We start from the raw sequence: 20,391 nt of genomic DNA, 5'->3' as shown, positions 1-20,391 counted from the left end.
GGCGCAATGACAGAAGGTTTAGTAATAGGATCACTGTTGGTGTTGGGCGGCCTAGTGGTGCGCTATATGCAAAAGCACCCCTTTTATCGCTATAAAACCCAAAAACACAAAGAGCGCTACCAATCTAAATTGCATGACGCTCTAGAGCATAGAAGTGATAGTTCTGGTGCGTATTGGTTCTCGCGTGCCATCGCAGACTATATCTTTGATTTTGGGCAGCGCACCTACCATGACTACCATGTAGAGCAATATGAAAAGCGCGCTGAGTCAGAAATCCCCCATCTTTACCATCTGCGCATTGAAGAGCCGAGCACTTTGTGTCAGCACCTAGTCGAGCGGGCAGTAGAGATGAAGGTTCCAGCCACCGTTTTTGGTATGCATATGCGCGTTTTATGGAGGGGCTACTTGGTACCAGTAGGCCGCATCACCCCCAAAAATATCCAGAGCATTCCGGGTTCTGCAGCCTATTACGCGGAGTTAAGTAATTTGCCGGCCTCTAAAGAAGATGTGCAGCGCTTTATGGAAAAGACTGAGCAACCGTAATTATCTGCAGGTCCAAAAAAGTAGACTCATGCGCTAAGCAAAGCGGACTAAGGTCATCAGCCTCAGACCAGAATTTCGTCTGGACATAGTAAATCAAGCTATTATTAAAAATTCTTATAACTAATTCATATGTTGGAATCCGGTAATGGGTAAATATCTTCTTCTACTGTTTTTTGTTCTTTTGTCTGGTTGTGCAATCCAAACGCCACCATTGGAGCAAAAAGAGGCTCCTCAATCTCTTCAGGCTCAAAAAGCAGCTCAGCAAGCGGTTAAGGATCAAGTGCCTTCTATGCCAACCCTTAAGAGAAAAATTGCTCTTGGGCGAATTACAAATGAGACTATTTATGGGCGCTCACTATTAAGAGATGAATATAACGACCCATTGGGTAAGCAAGTAACTGACATGATGAGTAAGGTACTTACAGAAAGCGGAGCCTACTTAGTTTTTGAAAGACCCGATATTGCTAGGGTTAAAAATGATGTAGCCATGAGTGGTGGCAAGCTAAACATCATTGGAGTCGATACACTGATTGTCGGTTCCCTTACTGAGTTTGGTCGCAAGACTGTTGGTGAATCTGGATTTGTATCTCAAAGTAAGCGTCAGGTTGCTTTTGCGAAAGTTGATATTAGATTGGTCGATACTAAAAATGGCCAAGTCTACTTTGCTGCTTCTGGTGCCGGCGAAGCATCTACTGAAACAGCTTCTACGTTTGGCTTTGGTTCTAAGGCGGACTACGACGGAACCTTAAATGATGCCGCAATGCGGCAGGCGATTACTGATGCGGTTTCCAAAATTAGTGCTGTAGTTGATAAACAGCCATGGACAACCTATATATTGAAGGCGGAGGGTGGTCGCATCTTTATTGGTGGTGGAAAAAGTCAAGGTATTAGAGAGGGTATGATTTTTAACGTTCAGAGTGCTGGCGAAAAAATTAAATCACCTCAAACTGGCGCAGAGATCACCCTGCCTGGTCAGAACATTGCAACCATCCGGGTAATCTCTTTGTTCGGTGAGGGCGAGCTAAATGAGGGGTCTGTAGCATCTGTAGTCAGCGGCTCTTTGGGTGGAAGAAAAATCAGTGATTTGGTAGTTCGTTATGACGGAGTAATGAAATGAAATCCCTATTTAAATACATTGCTGGGTTAATTCTAGCCCTTAGCTTTATAGCTGGTTGTACGCAGTGGCCTACAGAGAAGCAAAGCATCTCCGACTTGCGTCCAGGTATTTCTTTTAAAGCTCAAAATACTGCTTTGCTTGATGGAAGGGTAGTGCTTGATGGATTGGATATGGGGCAAGCAAAAGACTATCAAGAGGGCGTCGCTATGATGCGTATCTTGCCTGGACCCCATATGCTCAATGTGACATTTAATGGGCAGAAGCTTCTTGATGAGAAGATTTTTACTAGCGATGGCGTTAATCAAACATTCTTACTTCAATAAAGATCAATATGCGCTTAATGACAGTAATTACTGGCCTTACTCTTCTTTTGCTAACGGGGTGTGCGCAAAATAAATATAACTGGAATGGGTACGATAAGAGTCTTTATGATGCATATAAAGATCCCAATCAAGTGGTAGCCCTGCAGATTAAATTGCAAGAGACTGTAGATGCTCTTGAAAAGGAAAAACAGGTTGTCCCCCCGGGTCTATATGCAGAGCTTGGCACTTTATATCTCCAGGAGGGAGATGTAGAGAAGGCAAAGAAATATTATGCAAAAGAGCGAGATGCTTGGCCTGAAAGTAAAACCTTGATGGATACCTTAATTAAGAATCTCGATAGCAGAAAGAAAGTTTTAGAAAAGAGTAAAACATGAAATATTTAATCGTCTGTCTATCGGCTCTGTCGCTAATTGGATGTGCGAATATTCAAAAAAAGGACATGTCTGCATTTAATGCGGCTGCCCCTAGATCAATCTTGGTAGTCCCAGTTGTCAATAAGACTTTAGATGTGGATGCGCCAGTATATGTACTGACAACATTGCCCATACCTCTTGCCAACAAGGGCTACTATGTGTTCCCAGTAAATACAACTAAGTACATCTTGGAGCAAGAGGGTTTGTACGAGGGTGATAGGATATTGACAATACCCGTGCCAACTCTTGCAAAAATGTTTGGCGCTGATGCCATCTTATATGTGACGATTAAGCGGTGGGATGCTCAGTATGCATTTATTGCAACTACGGTAACGGTAGAGTTTGACTACAAAATGGTTTCCGCAGATGGCACGGTTATATGGGAGGAAAATAAGAAAATGGCTTACTCACCTCAAAATAGTGGCGGTGGCGGTTTAGGTGGCTTGATTGCTGCCGCTATCTCTGCAGCCATTACAAGAGCTGCGCCAAATTACATGCCTCTTGCACAGTCTGCGCATCAGCAAGTCTTCTTAATGGGGCCAAATCAACTGCCTGATGGCCCATACAACATTCCAGCCAAGTGAGACTCTTCTTGTATTTGCTCTGGGCAAGGGTTGGTTTTGGGCTGTAAGCTCGGTTATTCATGATTAGATAGTAGATGCAACCTTTGTTTTGCCAGTACCCCTAAAAAGGGGTAAAAACCACGTTTTTGGAAAAATAAGGCCTGGGTATTGAAATACTGTATGGATATACAGTATATTAGAACCTATGGCACTAATCGCACTTCCACAAAGCTCTTCAGAAAGCACTCTGACCCAGGCTCCACAAGCCTTGGTGGCAAATGGCGCCTATGAGTTCAAGCTCCTGAGTCACCGTATTTCAGCGGGATTTCCGAGTCCAGCGGCCGATTATGCCGAGGAAGGCCTCGATTTAAACCACTATTTAGTCCAAAACAAACCAGCCACTTTCATGTTCACCGTTAAGGGTGATTCGATGATGGGTGCAGGTATTTGTGACGGCGATAAGGTGGTGGTTGATAAAGCCCTCAAGCCAAAACACAAAGACATCGTGGTTGCCGTGGTCGATGACGAGTACACCATCAAGCGGCTCTATCAATTGCGTGGCAAGACTGAGCTCCAGCCGGAGAACCCCAATTACGAGCCCATTACATTTAACGAGAACAGCGAACTCCAAATCTGGGGTGTAGTGGTTGGGGTGGTACGCAAGTACAGCCACGCTAGCAGCAGAAATGGTAAATCTATATGAGCGCCATTCATCAAGCCGGCAAAACCAATCAACTCTTCGCGCTGGTCGACGTGAACAACTTCTATGTATCTTGCGAGCGTGTATTTGCGCCCAAGCTGGAAGATGTACCAATGGTCGTTCTTTCGAATAACGATGGTTGCGCCGTAGCGCGTAGCGCTGAAGTCAAGGCACTTGGTGTAAAGATGGGTACACCCTGGTTTCAGATGAAAGACTTAGCCAAGCAACATGGTATTCAAGCGTATTCATCTAACTACACCTTGTATGGCGATATGAGCGGCAGGGTAGTAGAAGTCTTAAGAAAGTTCACACCCAATTTAGAGGTCTACAGTATTGACGAGAGCTTTCTGCAAATCGAGACAGTGCTAAAGCAATATGCTGACCCGACTAGCTTGGGCCAAATCATGAAGCAAGATGTTAAAGATACTACTGGCCTGCCGGTGTGTGTCGGCATTGGTGCTAGCAAGACGCTTGCTAAGTTGGCCAATCATTTGGCTAAAAAGAATCCCCAATTTGCTGGCGTGTGTGACATCAGTTCCATGTCTAAAGAAGTCCTCTATCAATGGATGGCCGAGACAGCGGTAGGTGAGGTGTGGGGTATTGGTGGCAAGACTGCCAAGAAGCTCAAAGAGCTCAAGATCAACAGCGTGTTTGATTTGGTGCAAATATCACCGCAAGCTATGCGTCAACAGTTTGGCGTTGTGATCGAGCGCATTTGCTATGAGTTGCGCGGAGTCTCTTGCCTTCAACTGGAGGAAGTGGCGCCAGCTAAACAACAGATTATTTCTTCAAGAAGTTTTGGTAAGCCAGTCACTTCAATGGAAGAGTTAGCTGAGTCAGTTGCTACACATGCCGCAAGAGGTGCTGAGAAGCTGAGAAGTCAGAAGTCAGTGACGGGCGCGCTCACCATCTTTGTACAAACTAATCCACATAAGCCATTTGAGCCACAGCACCACCAAAGTATCACCGTTGTTCTGAGTGATCCTAGTGACAACACCTTAACCTTGACTGGCGCTGCATTAAAAGGTTTGAAACAAATCTACAAAGCTGGCTTTAAGTATAAGAAAGCAGGGGTGATCCTCAATCTCTTGGCTGATAAACCTACGATACAGCAATCGTTATTTGATGACATGGAAGTGAAAGGCAAGTCTGCTGGACTCATGAAGGCCATGGATTCAATTAATAGTCGCTTTGGTAATGCCGCCATCAAAACTGCCGCATCGGGAACTAAGCAAGACTGGCAAATGAGATCCAGTAACCGATCACCGAACTACACCACGCAGTGGGATGAGTTGCCGGTAGTGCGTTAAAGAACTAGACAAATGAAAAGCAAAAAAACGATGAAAAAGATGAAGAAAAACAACAAATCATGAACTGAATTTTACTGGCTCATTTCGTGAGCTTGTAAGCAAATATTCTGAATACATAGCAGCAAAATAGTAACAAGCAATAGCAACAAAACCAAATTAACTTAGATACAAACCAGGAGAAATCAAATGGAACTATTAAATAACTTCAACGGCGCTTCACTTGCAATCATCATGATGATGTCTTACTGGGCTGTGCTGAAAAATACCAAGCGCAGTGAGCAAAAAAAGTCACACATCTTTAGCCGTCACTATCAGTAAGAGGGTGGGTGGCAAAAAATAGCAGTCAGCAGTAATCAGTCAGTAGCAATAAGTAAGCAGTAAGCCAATAAGGGGAATAAGGAAATCACGGATTCCTTATTCCCTGTCAAAGGTAAGGTGAGGCCAAGAAATCAATAGTTCAGCATAATGACGCAAACCAACTAGATATTTGCGTGCAAAAGAAATGTCTTAAATATCGTTAAAATGACGCCATGATTGAAGACAAACAAACCTTTTTAGATAAAAAATTACGCCCTCTACCGCGCTGGATATTCATGTCCCGTTGGTTACAGGCGCCGCTCTATATTGGTTTAATCGTAGCCCAGGGCGTTTATGTGTGGCAGTTCTGGATAGAGTTAGCCCATCTCATTAGCATGATGTCAGAGAGGAATGTGACAGAAACCGCACTCATGCTCATTGTGTTGGGTCTGATTGATGTGGTGATGATCTCGAATTTGCTGGTGATGGTCATCGTTGGCGGTTGGGAAACCTTTGTGTCGCGTTTGGAGCTGGAGAACCATCCAGATCAACCTGAGTGGTTATCGCATGTTAATGCAGGCGTACTCAAGGTGAAATTGGCCACGGCCATTATTGGCATCTCATCGATCCATTTGCTCAAAACCTTTATTAATGCGTCCTCACACGATGAAAAAACTTTGCTGTGGCAAACCGTCATTCACATGACCTTTGTATTTTCAGCTCTCGCGATTGCCTATACAGAAAAGCTCGTAGCCTCAGCGCATCAGAAGCACTAAATTGATTGGGACTAAAAGGCTTAGGTTTGCAAAGCTTTACGCAAGTATTCAGAAACGTTGTCTTGACGAAGCATCCACTGCTTGTAATCAGACGGTACCTGGCTAATCAATTCACCTTTGTGCTTCCCAAAGGGCATGATCTTTGGAATGCGGGCATTCTCAGACATCTCCCATAAAGCATCAAGAGAAGCGGGTTTGAGCTTTTCGATAATCTGCCCCAGAATCTTGGAGCAAATCCACACATCCGCTAATGCACTATGAGCATCACGCAATTGTTCTCTAGCAGTAGCGCGCTCAAAGTGATAGAGCAGGGCGCTTTGAGTGTGACTATCTAAGTCAGGCCAAAGGCTACGAGCAAGTGCAAGCGTGCAAATGCGTTTGACCTCTGGGCTGCCAATTGCTTCCCAGTCAAAATCCACGCTATGCCCAATGATATATTTCGTGCCTGCTGGCAATCTAAATGAGCTGCTAGAAGGGCAGTTCACTAATTCCTCATCCATGATGTGATGGGTTGCTAGTGCGCCTAAGCTAATCGGTTTACCAGGGTTGTAGCGTTGTACCCAAGGATTGCCAACAGCAAGTGGATTGATGGAGGTGACCTCTAAAGAGGCTGCTTCAATAATGACAGCATCTTTCTTATCGGTTGCTTCAACATCAAAAATAATGGCTTGGGTCATAAATTCTTAAAAGAGAATCGCCTAAAGACAGGCAGGCTATTTATCGCCTGGAATATCTGACTTACTAGCAACATCTGGGGATAAACCCTTGTTTTTATCGTGCTCAGCCAGTTTTTGCATTATGTTCTGAGCCAATGGGGATAATTCTTGAGTGGGCTCAGCTGGTTTGACTTGCTTCTTCTTAATTAAACTTTGCAGTAGCGTTTGGAAAAACATTGGAAATCCCCAAGTGGCCGTCATAGTAACTCAAGGGCTGAATATACAGGAATTACAAGCGACAAGATAGTCGCTTTCATCGAGCAAAAGCTGGGAGAGCAGGTTGGGCAAGAATATCCAAATTCTATTTCGAGAGATGCGTATCTCAGACTACATTTTTATTGTAGTGATATGGGCCAACTTAATACTAGTAGCCTATCTCGGATTTAGTAACTATCAAAACAGCGCTAAGGTTGCAATATCTCAAGGTAATGGCGAGGTCATCATTGGGTGGTTTGAGTCTCTAGCGAGCAAGCTTGAGACTGATGAGCCGATTCAACCACAGGCATGCAAACCTATAGATGAAGATAGTAAATTTACAAAAGGTGCTAAAGCAAATATCTGGAAAGATTGTATTGAAGCACTCTTTGCAGCCAAAGGTCCTTTTGAGAGCTACGTCAATCTACTTAAGCCAGATGGCCCAGCGTACGCTATGAAATGCAATAAAAAAGATTTGCTTACGAGCGGATCTTACATCTTTGAAAAAATGACCATCAATCCTGCGGGACCATCCTCGGTCTCTCCGATGGAGCCTGGTGAAAAACTGATCACTGGCTTAAATATTCGCTTAAGTCTTTGTGATACTGGCTATTACCTAGTCAAAATTGGAGAATTCAAATTATGAATCTCCAGCCAGTATCTGTTGGTAGCTTGAACTTGCAAGTACGCAAGTGGGTATTTAACTTATTCTTTAACCAAGAACTTAAAAATAATTATTGCAATCAGTTTGAGCGCTTCATTACTTATATGATTGTGCTCAATATGGCAGGTCTGGTGCTTGAGCATATTCCGGTTATTTATGACACGCGCGAGCAGTTATTCCATATTTTTGATGTTGTTTCACTGGCCATCTTTTCTGTAGAGTATCTATTACGGCTTTATGTGGCGCCGGAAGATGAAGTCTTTAGCTCTGCTAAGTATCCGCGCTTAGCTTATTTTAAGAGCCCATTTGCCATTATTGACTTGGTATCCATATTGCCGTTTTACTTAGGCGCCTTCTTTGATACCGACCTGCGTGTCTTGCGAGCTCTGCGTTTACTGCGCTTATTAAAACTATTCCGCGCTTTAGCGCCAGCATTTAATGAATTCTTAGAGCTAAATAAAGATAAATCGTATCGTTACAAGATTTATGCCCTTGTTAATGAAACACCGACGAGCGGTAATTTGCACCATATCTTTGATATGTTTATTGTGACCTGGGTCATTTTGTCGGTGCTAGCCGTCATCCTTGAATCGGTCCAGGGTATTTATTACGAATTACATTCTGAATTCGTCATTCTCGATACGATTGCAGTAGCAATATTCTCCACAGAATATTTAATGCGAATCTATAGTGCCCCAGAGGATCCAAAGTTCAAGGGTTGGTTCAAGGGGCGCTTACGCTATTCACTTAGACCAACAAGCATTATTGATCTCTTAGCGATACTTCCATTTTATTTAGAGCATCTGCTCCATCACCTCTTTGACTTGCGTTTCTTGCGCGTCTTCAGATTGATGCGTTTGCTCAAGTTAGCGCGTTACTCTGGCGCCACTCAATCATTATTTACAGTGATTAAGCGCGAGTGGCCAGTGATGAAGGCGGCTGTCTTCATTTTGCTGTTGCTGGTGATGCTTGCTGCCTGCTTAGGTTATGTCTTTGAGCACGAAGCTCAGCCGGATAAATTTGAAAATATTCCGCAAGCTATTTATTGGTCTGTGATTACTTTGGCCAGTGTTGGCTATGGCGACATTTCTCCCATTACCCCGGCGGGTAGGGCTGTCACGATTGTGATTGCGCTTTTGGGAATTGGTATTTTTGCGATCCCAGCGGCGATTTTGTCATCAGCCTTAAGTGATCAGTTGCGTATTGAGCGTGAAAGCATGATGACCGAGTTGTACACCATGTTAGAAGATGGTGTGATTTCCCCAGACGAGCAAGAGCTAATTGAAGCAGAGGCTAAGCGACTTCACTTGACCCAAGGGGAGCTCACGCGCTTACTTGAAAAAGCCAGGGTTGAAATGGGCATAGATCATGCCCCTAGCAGTGATGCTGATGGACCTCAAGGCAAAGGTGCTGCAGGAGAAATGAGCCTAGAGTTTTTATCTAAGCATCCTGAACTTGCAGCAGAACAGTTGAAGATCACCATCTCCAAACTGCAGCAAATTGTCAGCGTATCTGATCTTGAGCAATTGCGTCAGTACATTGATAATCCGGATAATGTGACGGCACTGCAGAGCAGCATGCTTCAGATCCTATTGCAAAATAATGGGGATAATCTGAAGAATAAAAGCTAAGCCTTCTATCGGTGATTGGGACTTTGCCAGTAGAGCATTCAAAATCTCCTGAAGCCCTGGTCGATTTCGCTCCGGGCTACACAGTTAGTCGGTGCTAGATACAATCTATCCAATAGCTTTGAAAATTTAATTAGACAGTATTGGTGAGGTGCTCAAAAATGAAAGACATTTCAATTGGTGACTTATCTTCTTTTGGCTTATTGATAGGCTTTATTGTCGTGTTTTTTGTATTGATTGTGTATCACGGCTTATGTTTGTGGGCCGCTCAATCCATATACCACCGACACGCCAGTACATTGATTGCTAAAAAGCAATATTTCCGAATGGAAATTTTTTTCTTTATGGGCTTATCCGCACTAGCGCTAATTCATTTAAGTGAGATTGGCATACTATCTATCTTAGGCTTGATGCACGGAGTGGCAACAAGTATTGATCACGCTATTGTTGTGATTGGTGGCATATACACAACGATTGGATCCGAGCAGGCTGTATCAAATCTGCCAAGTAGATATCGCATTCTTGCTGTGGTTCTATCCATGAGTAGCCTTTTTTGTTTTGCTTGGAGTACTGCTGTAATGATGGATATGATGCGCACTTACCGCAAAATAAGGGCTTCAGATGGGACGATTGTGGGCAACAGCTAGAGGAACCCAAAAGCAAGCTCAGAATGTATAAACCACCTTAGGGTGGTTTGTTTGGAATGCAGTAACTACAGACTTCCAAAGCTTAATGTTAATGTTGAGTGATGAACTGTAAAAAATGTCAATTTTTCTACATTACCTGGGACAAGAAGTTCCCCTATGGCTGTAAGTTATATGAAATTAAGTCCAAGACAACTCCAGACGCTCAAGTTTTGGCAAATACCAACATAGCCTGCCTGGGCTTTCAACCTAAAGTCACCAAAAATCAATAGCATCGATTTTGGCGGCCAATGATTAGTCGAATTAACGTTGGCAATCACACAAAGCCACAATTTACCCATTCTCAAGCTGGGCCTGGTTTAGTCATCAAAACTTCACATATCTGATTTAAGCTTTTGAAATACAGCATTCGTTGTTATTTCTTCTGGCCTATTCTTATGGAGAGTCACCATGTTTCAAACTGAGAAATTGATTGCAACCCAAGCCAAAGCGATTGAGTCTGCGCAAGTGTTGGCTCAACTGGCTATTGAGAACGCAAAAGCCATAGCTGATATTCACTATGATGCAACTAAAGATGCGGTACTTGCCACGCAAGTTAAGGCTGCTCAAATCCTAGCTATTCGAGATGTCAAAGAAGTCTTGGAGCTATTTACTGTTGAAGAAGCCCAGGTAGCCGTATCTGAGGTATCCGCTATTCAGGGCAAGGTATCTAAAGTGATTAGTCATAGCCACAAAGAGGTTATTGGCATGATTGAGTCCGCAATCGATGAGTCTAAGCTTGAGCTAAAAAAGATGGTTAAAGAGATTTCTGGTGGAGCTCCTGGTGGTTCAGCGCCGGTTATCAATACATTTGATTATGTATTTGATTCAACTCTCCAGAGTTTTGATCAAGCCTATGCTGCATCAAAAGATGCTTACACAAGTTTTGAGAAAACAATTGAAAGCACAATGAACTTATTTCAAGATCAATATGCTCCGAGCAAAAAGGCTGCACCAAAAAAACAGAAGGCAATCGCTGCATAACTTGTTTTACTTGGCTTTCAAGCAATACCAAAACCACCTTCGGGTGGTTTTTTCTTTGGGTAGTACAGAGATTGTTTTTGTGATACTGTATATACATACAGTATAAATTGCTTTAATGGCCAATTTTTACGCTAAATTTTTGCAAGCTCAATCTATGAGCTTTTAAGTCGTAATACTGCATTCATCCTAATAACTTGTGGATGGATGTATGACCACTGTTCGTCAATACCTTGTATTTCTCACCGGCCATCGCATTAGTGCAAATACGTCTGCCGAAGAGCTTGGAAGCCTTAGCAAAATTGGCGCTGCCATCGCCTTTGCCAGCTTTTTAGCAGCTTTGCAATTTGGAATTGCGGGTTGGTTCCTCGCAATGGACTTAAACATCTTTCTGCAAATGCTGATGGCATTGGTCTTCGCCACTATTGGCGCCGCCATTGTTCTAGTGCTGGACCGAAATTTTATTTATCTCGCCGATACTCGGTATGAGACTGACAAGAAGCTCACTTATGTATATCTAGGCATTCGTATCTTTTTAATTACCGTGATTGGTTCACTCAGTAGTCAATTTACGATGCCTTTGTTTTTAAAGTCTGAACTTGCCATTCATGCGCAGGATATGAAAGATGGCCGGTTTACTGAGGCTAAGGAGCGCTATCAAGAAAAGTATGAATTAGCAGATAAGACTGCTGGACTTACGAGTCTGGAAGATAAGACGACCAAGCTTCGCAAAGAGATATCGTCTCTAACTCCCGCGTTAGTGCGTCAGCGCAGTTTAGTAGGTCAATGTTTTGCGGACTACAACAAAAAAACCAAGACTACCTTTGCACCCGATTTGGATGAGCATGACATCATTAGTTTATATGCCAAGGATAAGCGTGAGTGTGAGCGAATCGATGCTATCTATCGCGAAAACTATCGCAATTATGTAGGTCCTAAAGAGGCGGAGCTCGCGCAAATGGGCGCAGCTATCACGCAAGCTCAAGTCGATATTGATACCGCCAAAAAAGACATTGCACAAGATTTGGATAAGGCTAGCAAGATAAACGAATCCTATATCAATGTGGCTTCAGCTGATGTGCTCTCATCCTTAGTGCGCAACAATCCTGGCGCATTTATGAAGTACGCCTTAATTACATTTCTGCAGTTGTGCTTAGAGCTCATGCCAATTTTGCTCAAGCTCCAGGCAGGGCAATCACCGCTAGGCCATCGCATGGCGATCTTTGCCTATGACAATAAAACACGCGCTCTTGCACAAGTAAATCAAAGCGCAGCAAGGCGCCTTGATGCCGATGCGCAGATTGCGCTAGCGCGTCACGAGCATGCCCTAGTAGATAAAGAGCAATATGCCGTGCGCCAAGAGCTGGACTCTAATGTGGTCAAGCAAAAGCTTATTCAAGACATGGAAAATGAAAGGATCCGCCAAGAATTGGAGGAGCTCAAGCGTCAAAGTAATGCGTATCTACGAGCGCAGCATCAATTTAAACAGTCGTTTACTCAAGCCAGTGGTCAATTTGTTAATCGCGTGGTGATGCCGGCGATGGCTACAGTGAGCAAACCTTTTGCAAGTAAGTCTTCCAATGAGGCTAATTTATCAACTGCGTCATCATCAGAGTCAGCAGCTGGGGCTAAGGTCTATCCATTTAGCATCATGCCTGATTTTGGAGCAAAAGCGGCATCATGAAAGCGTTTTGGATCCTCGGTCTAGTGATAGTGCTAGGTGCTTGCTCTAGCGCTAATCGCTATGGCAGCAACTATAGTAACTATAGCTACAGCAATGCCTATGTCGCACCAACTAAACCGCAGTATCAGGCTAAGGCCTATTCAGCACCAGCAAACAATTCCTATAGCGCGCAAAGGCCGATCCAAAAAGTATCGTCAGTATCACCCTCAGTGACGGTATCGAATTTTGAGCGCTTAAGTTATGAAGACTTAGTGCGCTTTGAGCCCGATTGTGAGAGGCGAGTAGAGCAGACTGCGCTATTGGAAGAGCAGCTCAAACGCAGTCGTTTTTATACCGTTGATGGGGTAGAGGGCAATACCTACCCTGGAAAAATTAGTAAGAGTTACTACTCGCTGGCCAAGTATCGAATCTGGTCTTTGCGTTTTGCTTGTCAGGGCAGTGAAGTGAATCGTGATTTTATTAAAGCCGATCTACAAGCCGCTCCAAGTCAGCCGCCTAGCGCAATGCCACGTTGCTACTTTGAAGAGACTGTAGAAGCTAAAACGGGCTATCAGCAAACCCAATACTTAACAAGTGATCACAAATCCACCCGTAAAGAAATTTGCACCAATTTTCCTTATGCCCAAGAAAGGCCGTTTATTCGGGTGGGGGACCAGATGAGCTTGAGTCCTAGGGATATTAAAGATGGGGCATCACATTCAGCTTTGCGTAAGTGGAAAGGCAACATTTACCAGCTCGTCTCAAAGACTGAGATGCATTTAAACCAAGCAGTGCGTTTTACCTTAGTGACCGTGCGCTCAGGCGTGAACCAATGGACTGTAGTCGACAAGTTTTAAATCTATTTAAAAAGGAATCATCATGAAACAGCAAAATTACCGCATTCGCAGTATTGCCATCAGTAGCGCTCTAGGACTCATGCTGAGTGCTTGTGGCACTAATCCCGTGCAGCAGGTACAAAACCAGCAGCAAGACGACTATCGGGCGCAGGCCAAAGTGGCAAAGCAGGCTATTAGTGAGGCGCCTGATTGGATGAGCAAGCTGCCCAAAGAGTCTGGTGTTATTTATGAAAATGGCACGGCTATTAGTAGCGACTTTTCTATGGCTGATCTCAAAGCCAAAACGATGGCTTATGTAAAGATTTGTACCGGCGCTGGCGGTAAGGTGCGCAGCCAAATGAAGATGTACCGTGCGGATAACGATGCGGCCTCTGTTGAGCAGTCTGAATTAAGCGTGCGTAGTCTATGTCCTGATGTGGATATCTCTGGGGTTGAGACCGTAGAGATGAAGCATGTGGCCGAAGGCAATCGCATTCGTACTTACGTACTTGTTGCTTTGCCATTAGGCTCAAAGAATGTGGCTAAGAGTGCTAAAGAGATTCAGAACCGCTCAGGAGATGCCTTTAAAGAGCTCGATGGCATTACTAGAGATGCTAAAGATACAAGAGACCAAAATACTAGTGCAGCACCAGTGGCGCCAGTAGCGACACCAATAGCGCCTAATAGAGTAGAGCAGATCAGTAAAACCCCAGCGCCCATATTGAGTACTCCTAGTGCGCAAGCCGAGCCTGCTAGGGTAGAGCAAGTGATGCCACCGCTCTCACCAGCATCAAGTAGACCATTTGTTGCTCCGGCAACTAAGCCTGACGGTTCACTTCTCGAATCCGTTAAAGCAATTGGGAATGATGCAGTGATTGTGCAAGGCCCTAATGGTGCTGATAAGCAAATAGGATTGCTTGGATCAAAAAATCCAGAGTATGTGGCGCGCCGTGCAGAGGCCTTACAAAAACCTGGCGCGGTCATTGGTCAGGTCAGTGTTGAATAGCTGGGAAGGAGCTTGAAGAGTAGCGCGACTATGGACTATGAGCGCATTGGAAAACACCATAGCAATCCCTATAATGGATGACATCATGATTAATCATTTTGTCCATGCCTTGGCTTTTTCAGCTGAGAAACATAAAAATCAGCGGCGTAAAGATGCGCAAATTACGCCCTACATTAATCACCCCATTGAATTAGTCAATGTATTAGTGAATGAGGGCGGAGTCATGTCTTGGGATGTGCTGTGCGCTGCCTTATTGCACGATGTGATTGAAGATACGCAAACGACCGAAGAAGAATTGTTGGCTAAATTTGGTAAAAAAGTTGCTGCCATTGTGATGGAAGTGAGCGACGATAAATCCCTTGCTAAAGACGTGCGTAAACGCCTGCAAATTGAACATGCCCCGTTTGCGAGTCATGAAGCCAAACTAGTCAAGCTTGCTGATAAGATTTGTAATTTGCGCGATATGTTGGCCGCGCCGCCAACAGGCTGGGATCTTAAACGCAAACAAGATTACTTTGCCTGGGCTGCTGCAGTGATTGCTGGTATTCGTGGAACGAATACCAAGATGGAAAAGATTTTTGATGGCTTGATTGAGCAAGGAAAGAGCTTGCAATAATCTGCTAAAGTTTTTATAATTGAACCTACATTAAGAGATGGCTTTGTCGCCACAGCAACCTGCTAACGCTAGTAAGGTGCTAAAAAAGATGAGACCCAAAGCGAATAGCTACGGGTAATCCAAAGCGACAAACCCACCGCCTTGGTGGGTTTTTTGTTTTAAGGGCGCTTTAAGCCAAATTGCTAGGCCCGACACATCGTCAAACTAGCTAAATCGGAGAAACAATATGTCTTTTTTTACAAGAGATTCAAAACGGATTCAAACCTCTTGGGGTGAGTGCGGAGCAGAAAAAACTTGGGTGGCCAACATTGATGCCAATATCCAAGATGAGCTGGTGATCGAGCAGGCCAAGCAAATAGTCGATCATTGTTCGCCTCAGAGGTACGGCCCACATGGCACTCATGCCTATTCCTTTTTAAAGCGGGAGTATTTGCTCAATCTGTTGTTATTTCATTATGCAGATCATGGATTTTTTCCTGCTGGGTATATTTGCATCACCGATGAGTGGTTGTACGAGACCCCCATTAAAACTACCGGTAGCACTTGGTTTACTTTTAAGCCTAGGAAAAAAGGACGCCACTATCAAGCAGGTTGGTGGATCCATATTCCAAGTTTGGATGAAATATCCCAAGCCAATCATGAGGAGGTATGCTCATGAACCGCAGATCCTTTTTGATTCGCTCAAGCGCAGCTGTTGGAGCCTTATTGACAAGCCAGTTCTTAAAAGAGGCGCAGTGGCTCATAGCTCAAGAAGATAAGCCTCTACTTATTGAGCCTATAGCGCGTAGCTTAGAAACGCTATACGCCGCACCGAGTGAGGGAAAGTTTGCCTTGTTCCTAGGTGGTAAGCCGAACGAGTACCTTGATCCTCAATTTACTTGGGAAGAATTTGGCAATATTGCTTGGGGACATAGTGAGAATGACACGCTGGAGTATCTGCGTGAGAACTATGACCTATGTAAATGTGGAGCGCAAGATCGCTTATATACAAAAGCCGATGATGACTTGGTGCTGGATTGGTGGCTACGTCATCAATCGCCCAATGCCTTGGCCTACAAAGAACTAGAGGGAATTGATCTAGGGCCGCAGTTTGATGTTGCCGGAAAAACAGCGGGCAGTATTCGCTTTATTGATGGCTTTCATCCGGGTAATGAATCCCTCTGGGTTGAAGTGCCTGACTTGCTATCGATCTCCTTATTACAGGCTCGGCTTAACGAGCTTGAGCAAGGAATTCGCCTAGAAGTATTGGAGGGTGATTATGGCTTGGGATAGCTCAAAAAAGGAGTCAGAAGCTCAATCTATGAGCTATCAGGTTTTTACAATGAATTTATCAAATCAACAAGGGAGAAATCATGCGTGACTATACCTATCTCAATGGCGCTCGCTTTACTGTGTGCAACCTCTTTCGTAGTCTACGGTTTGATATTGACCGCTTAGACATGAGCTGGGTCGATGGTGAGAAGCCTGAATTTACTAGAGGCTTGCGCGTAGTCGACAACGATGAAATCAATACCGTCACAGTCGATGGTGAAGATGGCGATAACCTGATTTATAGCCTCACCTACATCTTTAGTAAGGAAGAGGGTGCTGATGCCTTTAGAGCAGCGACTGATGCGTACCTCAAAGTGGCGCTCGAGACCAAAGAGTATTTGGTCACTAGTCAAAAAAAAGATCTAGAAGGAAAGCCCGAAGTGAGTGAGTCGGTGTTGCATTAGAAATTGAAGTAGTAAGGGCGGTTTAATCCCAATTGCCAAGCCCAGACCCTCGTCAAATTGGCTAAATAGGAGAATGCAATGAATATTACCCAACTCAAAATTGGTTTACTGCAATCAAATGGCAGCAAGTGGAAAAAGGTACTGGAGATCCTTCGAGATCGATATATTCCAATAGCCTATATCAAAGATGAAAATAATTACATTGCTGAAGCCATTGAGCATCAAGGTGAGTATTTTTACCGAGTTGATGGCGTGACGGTGCAAGCTGAGCAGTATGAGTATGAGCGGGTGATTACAAACCCTAGCTTGTATTACTTTTCTTCAGCATTAAAATTGCATCATCGCATCCGCAAGGCGAAAGAGCTGGGTATTGGCTATCACTGGCCAACAAACCCTGCAGCGCCGATTGATATTTTTTCATTGGCAAATAATCTAGAAGCTCAAACCAGGGGCAACGCATGAATACCAACAGAACGATTGCACCATGGCTTGTAAAGGCCTATCGCAATGCCCATTACTTCGTCCATCATGGTGAGGAAATCTATTTACTGAAAGCGGGAGAGGTCAATCACGCCCTCAGTGATTTACTCAATACCTATGGCGCGACCAGTGCTGCCTTTATAACGGCGTGTAACCCCTATAGCCAAGTACGTTCTGAAGAAGAAAATCAAGCGGCGCATCAAAAACTAGTGGCAGAGCTTACTCAGGCGGGCATAGAGACAATTGAAGGCCTGGGCACTGATCCGCATGATGATTGGGATGCTGAGCCTAGTGTGCTTGCTCTGGGGCTTTCACGCTCACATGCTGAGCAATTGGCAGATCAATATGGGCAAAATGCATTTTTGTGGATTGCCAATGCCAATGCCTTAGTTAATCTCAAGCTGCGTTACCCCGTAGCGGATCCTAGTGCAGAAGAGCTCGAGGAATGGTTTGACGAATTGCCTGTGCATTTGCATGCAGCGGCCAAGCAATTGCCAAAAGCAGAGCGTAATTGGTTAATGACGGTGAGTAACAAGGAGCAAGAGCACTGGCTAGCACCAGGCTCTTGGGATTGGAATACGCCATGGCCACAAGCTCGGCCTGATGGTTGCGCTATTTCGATTGGGACTGAACTCGACCGCATGTTCAAACTCACTTCAAACGGCTTAGAAAAGCTCTATCCATGATCGAGCAAGTTAAGTCTTCCTATGACCGAAGTGGACTCATTGCGCTCATTCGCGATGAGTTTGCTTTAGATTGGCAGGGGATCCATGGAGCTAATCATTGGGCTCGGGTCTTGCACCATGGCAAAAATATCGGCCAGTTGCGTAAGGCTGACTTATTAGTGGTTGAGCTCTTTGGTTTTTTGCATGACAGTTGCCGGCGCAATGATGGCCGCGATCCCGATCACGGTAAGCGTGCTGCTGAATTTGCGCATGGCATCCATGGGGATTACTTTCAGTTACAACCCTTGCAACTAGACTATCTTTGCTATGCCTTGCATCACCACTCTGGGGGCGAAGTCTCAACTAATGCCACGATTCAAACCTGCTGGGATGCAGATCGACTTGATCTAGGTAGGGTAGGGATCTACCCATCTGCCCAATACCTCTCGCAAGAGGCAGCGCTTTTTATTGATTTAGCACACGACTGGAGTATTCGTTAGCCTTAAGCGTAGTTTTGAAATGCTTTTTGTAATTCCGCTTTGACTTTTGCTTTAAGGCCCGCTGGCCCAATCACTTCAACGCCAGAGCCGTGTTTCAAAATATCCATGACTAATTCAGGATCTTGGTTAAAGTCAAACTCGAGGTTGAAGTAACCCTCTTTATCAAAAGAGCCTACTTGCTGGCCATGCCAATGTTCACCGGCAACCCACCTAGCATGCTCTGGTGTAAATCGTAGCTTTGCCCTTTGCGTTGCTTTACCAGAGAAGATGCCGTAACTCTCCGCAAAGTGTTCTTGGCATTCTTTTTCAGCTATCTCTTGAGCCTTGGTATTCGTCAGTACTGCAGTGGAGATGCCATCAATAGCAAAGCTGCGTAAATCATTGCGCATATGACAGTAGGCATCAAGGTACCAGTTTTCACGATAATAGATCAGGCGCTGCGGTGAGATCTCGCGCTCGGTATTCTCATCCTTACCTTTGGAGTGATAGCGAATCACTAAGCGATTGCGCTTTAATAGGGCAGCTCCAATCTCTGAGAAGTTATCCATGGAATTTTTGCGCGATCCCATGCCAATTACTTTGATACGCTTACGCAATTCTTTGGCAGTTGTTTCGTTTTTACCCAAAATGCCATCAATAATCGCGGTGAGCGGTTCGATGTGTGGGCCAATGAGGCCGCCTTGATCTAGTGAAGATAAAAGGTGCTGCATGAGAACTAAGGCAGTAGCCTCTTTTTCAGAGAACCAGATGCCGGTGAGCTCAATCTTATTAATGTCGCTGCCTTCTTTGAACTTATAACCGCCTAAAAAGCGATCATATTCAATATCGGCTTTTGAGCGAGAGCGCAGGTATTCCAAATCGCGCTTAAAGGTCGCCTTGGAGATCTCGAGCTCACTCATAAAGTCTTCAATTGGCACGCATTTACGCTGCTGAATCATGTACTTAATGCGGTGTAGACGCTCTGGATCGCTCATTTGGCTCTCTTAATCAATGTCATAAAGGTTATTGTTTTTATCACTTTATTTACTTTATAGCTCATTTAATGAGCTAGTAGGTCATTAATCTGATGAATATCGATTTAAAGGGGTAAAAATGATCAAATTTATTGGCATCCTCCTCATGTTTGTCAGTGCGGTCAGCCTAGAGCAGGGGTTTGAGCTGTCATTAGTGCTGTGGTTTTTATTCGGCTTATTCTTGGTATTGAGCCGAGGAATCTGTAGCCATTTGCTATTTGTTGAGAGGGAAAAAGTGCGTGCCAAATACAGGAGAAGAAGATGACAGAACACACAAGCAAGCTCAATTGCGGTGTAGGGGACTTGGCCATAACGGTTAATTGCTCTTTTCCCCAGAACCTAGGCAATATTGTGCGAATCCTTTCCGCAAGTGGCTTTGAGGAGTGGCAAGGATTTAGCGAGCCGCTTTTTACTTGGAATGTGCAGGTCGCCACAGAAGGGGGTCAACTCTTTTATCAAATGGAAGATGGCATTGAGGGCTTTCAGGAAGGCCCAGTGCCTGATAAGTACTTGCGGCGCATCACGCCTCCGCAAAACTACCTCATGGATGAATTCATTAATTCAGAGCAATTGCAAATGGATTTACTGCTTACTGAACCTGCAGACCAAACAATCCAAGAGGAGCTAACGCATGATGAGTGATACACCAAAGCTCAATTGTGAAGTGGGCTCACTAGCGATTACAGTCAATGCCAAATTTAGCGGCAATATTGGCAAGGTCGTGCGGGTGATTGATTCTTTAGGGATGATGCCTTGGCCGGAGATGGATGGTCTTGTCCATGTTTGGCAGGTTGAAGTGGCCTCAGAGGGAAGTCTCTTGCATTACTTTTATCCCAACAAACATCAGCTTGATGTTCAAGCTACTGGCCCCATCCCTGATTGCTTTTTAAGGCGCCTAGTTCCAGAGAATGATCAAATGCGTTTGGAATTTGAGGATTGCCAAACACGCGAGGCGATTGAGCCTAGTACCTTATAAAAAGCAAAGAGA

28 protein-coding genes and 1 riboswitch are annotated in these 20,391 nt (G+C 44.5%); of the genes, 25 read left to right on the top strand and 3 right to left on the bottom strand.

Going from position 1 to position 20,391, the window contains the following annotated elements:
- The first annotated feature begins 6 nt into the window (after positions 1-6).
- The 9 genes from GQ359_RS05970 (at position 7) to GQ359_RS05935 (ending at position 6,042) form a co-directional block, all read left to right on the top strand.
- Positions 7-543: a hypothetical protein gene (locus GQ359_RS05970; protein ID WP_215385920.1), complete on the top strand. Its 537-nt coding sequence runs from the start codon at positions 7-9 to the stop codon at positions 541-543.
- 145 nt (positions 544-688) lie between these two features.
- A complete protein-coding gene (locus GQ359_RS05965; protein WP_215385919.1) occupies positions 689-1,660 on the top strand; it encodes a CsgG/HfaB family protein in 972 nt (323 codons plus the stop codon).
- Positions 1,657-1,983: a hypothetical protein gene (locus tag GQ359_RS05960; protein WP_215385918.1), complete on the top strand. Its 327-nt coding sequence runs from the start codon at positions 1,657-1,659 to the stop codon at positions 1,981-1,983. The genes GQ359_RS05965 and GQ359_RS05960 overlap by 4 nt, the downstream gene beginning before the upstream one ends.
- 8 nt (positions 1,984-1,991) lie before the next feature.
- A complete protein-coding gene (locus GQ359_RS05955) occupies positions 1,992-2,357 on the top strand; it encodes a DUF4810 domain-containing protein (protein ID WP_215385916.1) in 366 nt (121 codons plus the stop codon).
- Positions 2,354-2,980, top strand: coding sequence for a GNA1162 family protein (locus GQ359_RS05950; protein ID WP_215385914.1), 627 nt, complete (start codon positions 2,354-2,356; stop codon positions 2,978-2,980). The genes GQ359_RS05955 and GQ359_RS05950 overlap by 4 nt, the downstream gene beginning before the upstream one ends.
- A gap of 184 nt (positions 2,981-3,164) precedes the next feature.
- Positions 3,165-3,662 carry a LexA family transcriptional regulator gene (locus tag GQ359_RS05945; protein WP_215385912.1) on the top strand — a complete coding sequence of 166 codons (498 nt, stop codon included), beginning with the start codon at positions 3,165-3,167 and terminating at the stop codon, positions 3,660-3,662.
- The gene (locus GQ359_RS05940; RefSeq protein WP_215385911.1) at positions 3,659-4,969 is read left to right on the top strand and encodes a Y-family DNA polymerase; all 1,311 of its coding nucleotides are present in this window, start codon (positions 3,659-3,661) and stop codon (positions 4,967-4,969) included. The genes GQ359_RS05945 and GQ359_RS05940 overlap by 4 nt, the downstream gene beginning before the upstream one ends.
- Before the next feature lie 186 nt (positions 4,970-5,155).
- On the top strand, positions 5,156-5,287 hold the full coding sequence (locus GQ359_RS10155; protein WP_256442512.1) for a hypothetical protein: 132 nt from the start codon (positions 5,156-5,158) through the stop codon (positions 5,285-5,287).
- A gap of 212 nt (positions 5,288-5,499) precedes the next feature.
- Entirely contained in the window at positions 5,500-6,042 is a 543-nt protein-coding gene (locus GQ359_RS05935) for a TIGR00645 family protein (protein WP_215301039.1), read from the top strand.
- Between the two features lie 20 nt (positions 6,043-6,062).
- Here the strand turns inward: GQ359_RS05935 and GQ359_RS05930 are convergent, their stop codons facing one another.
- Positions 6,063-6,719, bottom strand: coding sequence for a putative quorum-sensing-regulated virulence factor (locus GQ359_RS05930; protein WP_215385909.1), 657 nt, complete (start codon positions 6,717-6,719; stop codon positions 6,063-6,065).
- A gap of 36 nt (positions 6,720-6,755) precedes the next feature.
- On the bottom strand, positions 6,756-6,959 hold the full coding sequence (locus tag GQ359_RS05925; protein ID WP_215385907.1) for a hypothetical protein: 204 nt from the start codon (positions 6,957-6,959) through the stop codon (positions 6,756-6,758).
- A gap of 79 nt (positions 6,960-7,038) precedes the next feature.
- Between GQ359_RS05925 and GQ359_RS05920 the strand changes: the two genes are divergently transcribed.
- The 14 genes from GQ359_RS05920 to GQ359_RS05855 all read left to right on the top strand — a co-directional run bounded on the left by GQ359_RS05920 (position 7,039) and on the right by GQ359_RS05855 (position 18,390).
- Positions 7,039-7,599, top strand: a complete 561-nt coding sequence (locus tag GQ359_RS05920; RefSeq protein ID WP_215385905.1) for a hypothetical protein — start codon at positions 7,039-7,041, stop codon at positions 7,597-7,599.
- The gene (locus GQ359_RS05915; protein ID WP_215385903.1) at positions 7,596-9,248 is read left to right on the top strand and encodes an ion transporter; all 1,653 of its coding nucleotides are present in this window, start codon (positions 7,596-7,598) and stop codon (positions 9,246-9,248) included. Before GQ359_RS05920 ends, GQ359_RS05915 begins: the two co-directional genes overlap by 4 nt.
- A 158-nt stretch (positions 9,249-9,406) precedes the next feature.
- Positions 9,407-9,892 (top strand): hypothetical protein, encoded by a 486-nt coding sequence (locus GQ359_RS05910; protein WP_215385901.1) that lies wholly within the window; start codon positions 9,407-9,409, stop codon positions 9,890-9,892.
- Between the two features lie 447 nt (positions 9,893-10,339).
- Positions 10,340-10,912 carry a hypothetical protein gene (locus GQ359_RS05905; protein ID WP_215385899.1) on the top strand — a complete coding sequence of 191 codons (573 nt, stop codon included), beginning with the start codon at positions 10,340-10,342 and terminating at the stop codon, positions 10,910-10,912.
- A 208-nt stretch (positions 10,913-11,120) separates the two neighbouring features.
- The gene (locus tag GQ359_RS05900; RefSeq protein ID WP_215385898.1) at positions 11,121-12,593 is read left to right on the top strand and encodes a DUF4407 domain-containing protein; all 1,473 of its coding nucleotides are present in this window, start codon (positions 11,121-11,123) and stop codon (positions 12,591-12,593) included.
- On the top strand, positions 12,590-13,429 hold the full coding sequence (locus GQ359_RS05895; RefSeq protein ID WP_215385896.1) for a hypothetical protein: 840 nt from the start codon (positions 12,590-12,592) through the stop codon (positions 13,427-13,429). The genes GQ359_RS05900 and GQ359_RS05895 overlap by 4 nt, the downstream gene beginning before the upstream one ends.
- Before the next feature lie 22 nt (positions 13,430-13,451).
- Positions 13,452-14,414, top strand: coding sequence for a hypothetical protein (locus tag GQ359_RS05890; RefSeq protein ID WP_215385894.1), 963 nt, complete (start codon positions 13,452-13,454; stop codon positions 14,412-14,414).
- A gap of 88 nt (positions 14,415-14,502) precedes the next feature.
- On the top strand, positions 14,503-15,030 hold the full coding sequence (locus GQ359_RS05885; RefSeq protein WP_215387917.1) for an HD domain-containing protein: 528 nt from the start codon (positions 14,503-14,505) through the stop codon (positions 15,028-15,030).
- Positions 15,031-15,052: 22 nt separating this feature from the next.
- Positions 15,053-15,163: riboswitch (SAM-I-IV-variant riboswitch) on the top strand.
- A 93-nt stretch (positions 15,164-15,256) separates the two neighbouring features.
- Positions 15,257-15,688 carry a hypothetical protein gene (locus GQ359_RS05880; protein ID WP_215385893.1) on the top strand — a complete coding sequence of 144 codons (432 nt, stop codon included), beginning with the start codon at positions 15,257-15,259 and terminating at the stop codon, positions 15,686-15,688.
- On the top strand, positions 15,685-16,302 hold the full coding sequence (locus GQ359_RS05875) for a hypothetical protein (protein ID WP_215385891.1): 618 nt from the start codon (positions 15,685-15,687) through the stop codon (positions 16,300-16,302). Before GQ359_RS05880 ends, GQ359_RS05875 begins: the two co-directional genes overlap by 4 nt.
- Before the next feature lie 80 nt (positions 16,303-16,382).
- Complete coding sequence (locus GQ359_RS05870; RefSeq protein WP_215385889.1) at positions 16,383-16,745, top strand: hypothetical protein; 363 nt, start codon at positions 16,383-16,385, stop codon at positions 16,743-16,745.
- 78 nt (positions 16,746-16,823) lie between these two features.
- Positions 16,824-17,207, top strand: coding sequence for a hypothetical protein (locus GQ359_RS05865; RefSeq protein WP_215385887.1), 384 nt, complete (start codon positions 16,824-16,826; stop codon positions 17,205-17,207).
- Positions 17,204-17,911, top strand: coding sequence for a DUF3293 domain-containing protein (locus GQ359_RS05860; RefSeq protein ID WP_215385886.1), 708 nt, complete (start codon positions 17,204-17,206; stop codon positions 17,909-17,911). The genes GQ359_RS05865 and GQ359_RS05860 overlap by 4 nt, the downstream gene beginning before the upstream one ends.
- Positions 17,908-18,390 (top strand): hypothetical protein, encoded by a 483-nt coding sequence (locus GQ359_RS05855; RefSeq protein WP_215385884.1) that lies wholly within the window; start codon positions 17,908-17,910, stop codon positions 18,388-18,390. Before GQ359_RS05860 ends, GQ359_RS05855 begins: the two co-directional genes overlap by 4 nt.
- Before the next feature lie 2 nt (positions 18,391-18,392).
- Here the strand turns inward: GQ359_RS05855 and GQ359_RS05850 are convergent, their stop codons facing one another.
- The gene (locus tag GQ359_RS05850) at positions 18,393-19,364 is read right to left on the bottom strand and encodes a YafY family protein (protein WP_215385882.1); all 972 of its coding nucleotides are present in this window, start codon (positions 19,362-19,364) and stop codon (positions 18,393-18,395) included.
- A 300-nt stretch (positions 19,365-19,664) separates the two neighbouring features.
- On the opposite strand from GQ359_RS05850, the gene GQ359_RS05845 reads away from it, so the two are divergent.
- Both GQ359_RS05845 and GQ359_RS05840 read left to right on the top strand, forming a co-directional pair.
- Complete coding sequence (locus tag GQ359_RS05845; RefSeq protein ID WP_215385880.1) at positions 19,665-20,045, top strand: hypothetical protein; 381 nt, start codon at positions 19,665-19,667, stop codon at positions 20,043-20,045.
- The gene (locus GQ359_RS05840) at positions 20,035-20,379 is read left to right on the top strand and encodes a hypothetical protein (RefSeq protein WP_215385878.1); all 345 of its coding nucleotides are present in this window, start codon (positions 20,035-20,037) and stop codon (positions 20,377-20,379) included. The genes GQ359_RS05845 and GQ359_RS05840 overlap by 11 nt, the downstream gene beginning before the upstream one ends.
- Positions 20,380-20,391 lie beyond the last annotated feature (12 nt).

Source organism: Polynucleobacter sp. AM-7D1, from assembly GCF_018688455.1.
In the GTDB taxonomy this organism is placed as follows: domain Bacteria; phylum Pseudomonadota; class Gammaproteobacteria; order Burkholderiales; family Burkholderiaceae; genus Polynucleobacter.
The sequence above is the reverse complement of the archived record's forward strand: the minus strand, read 5'-3'. Positions and strand labels throughout refer to the sequence as shown.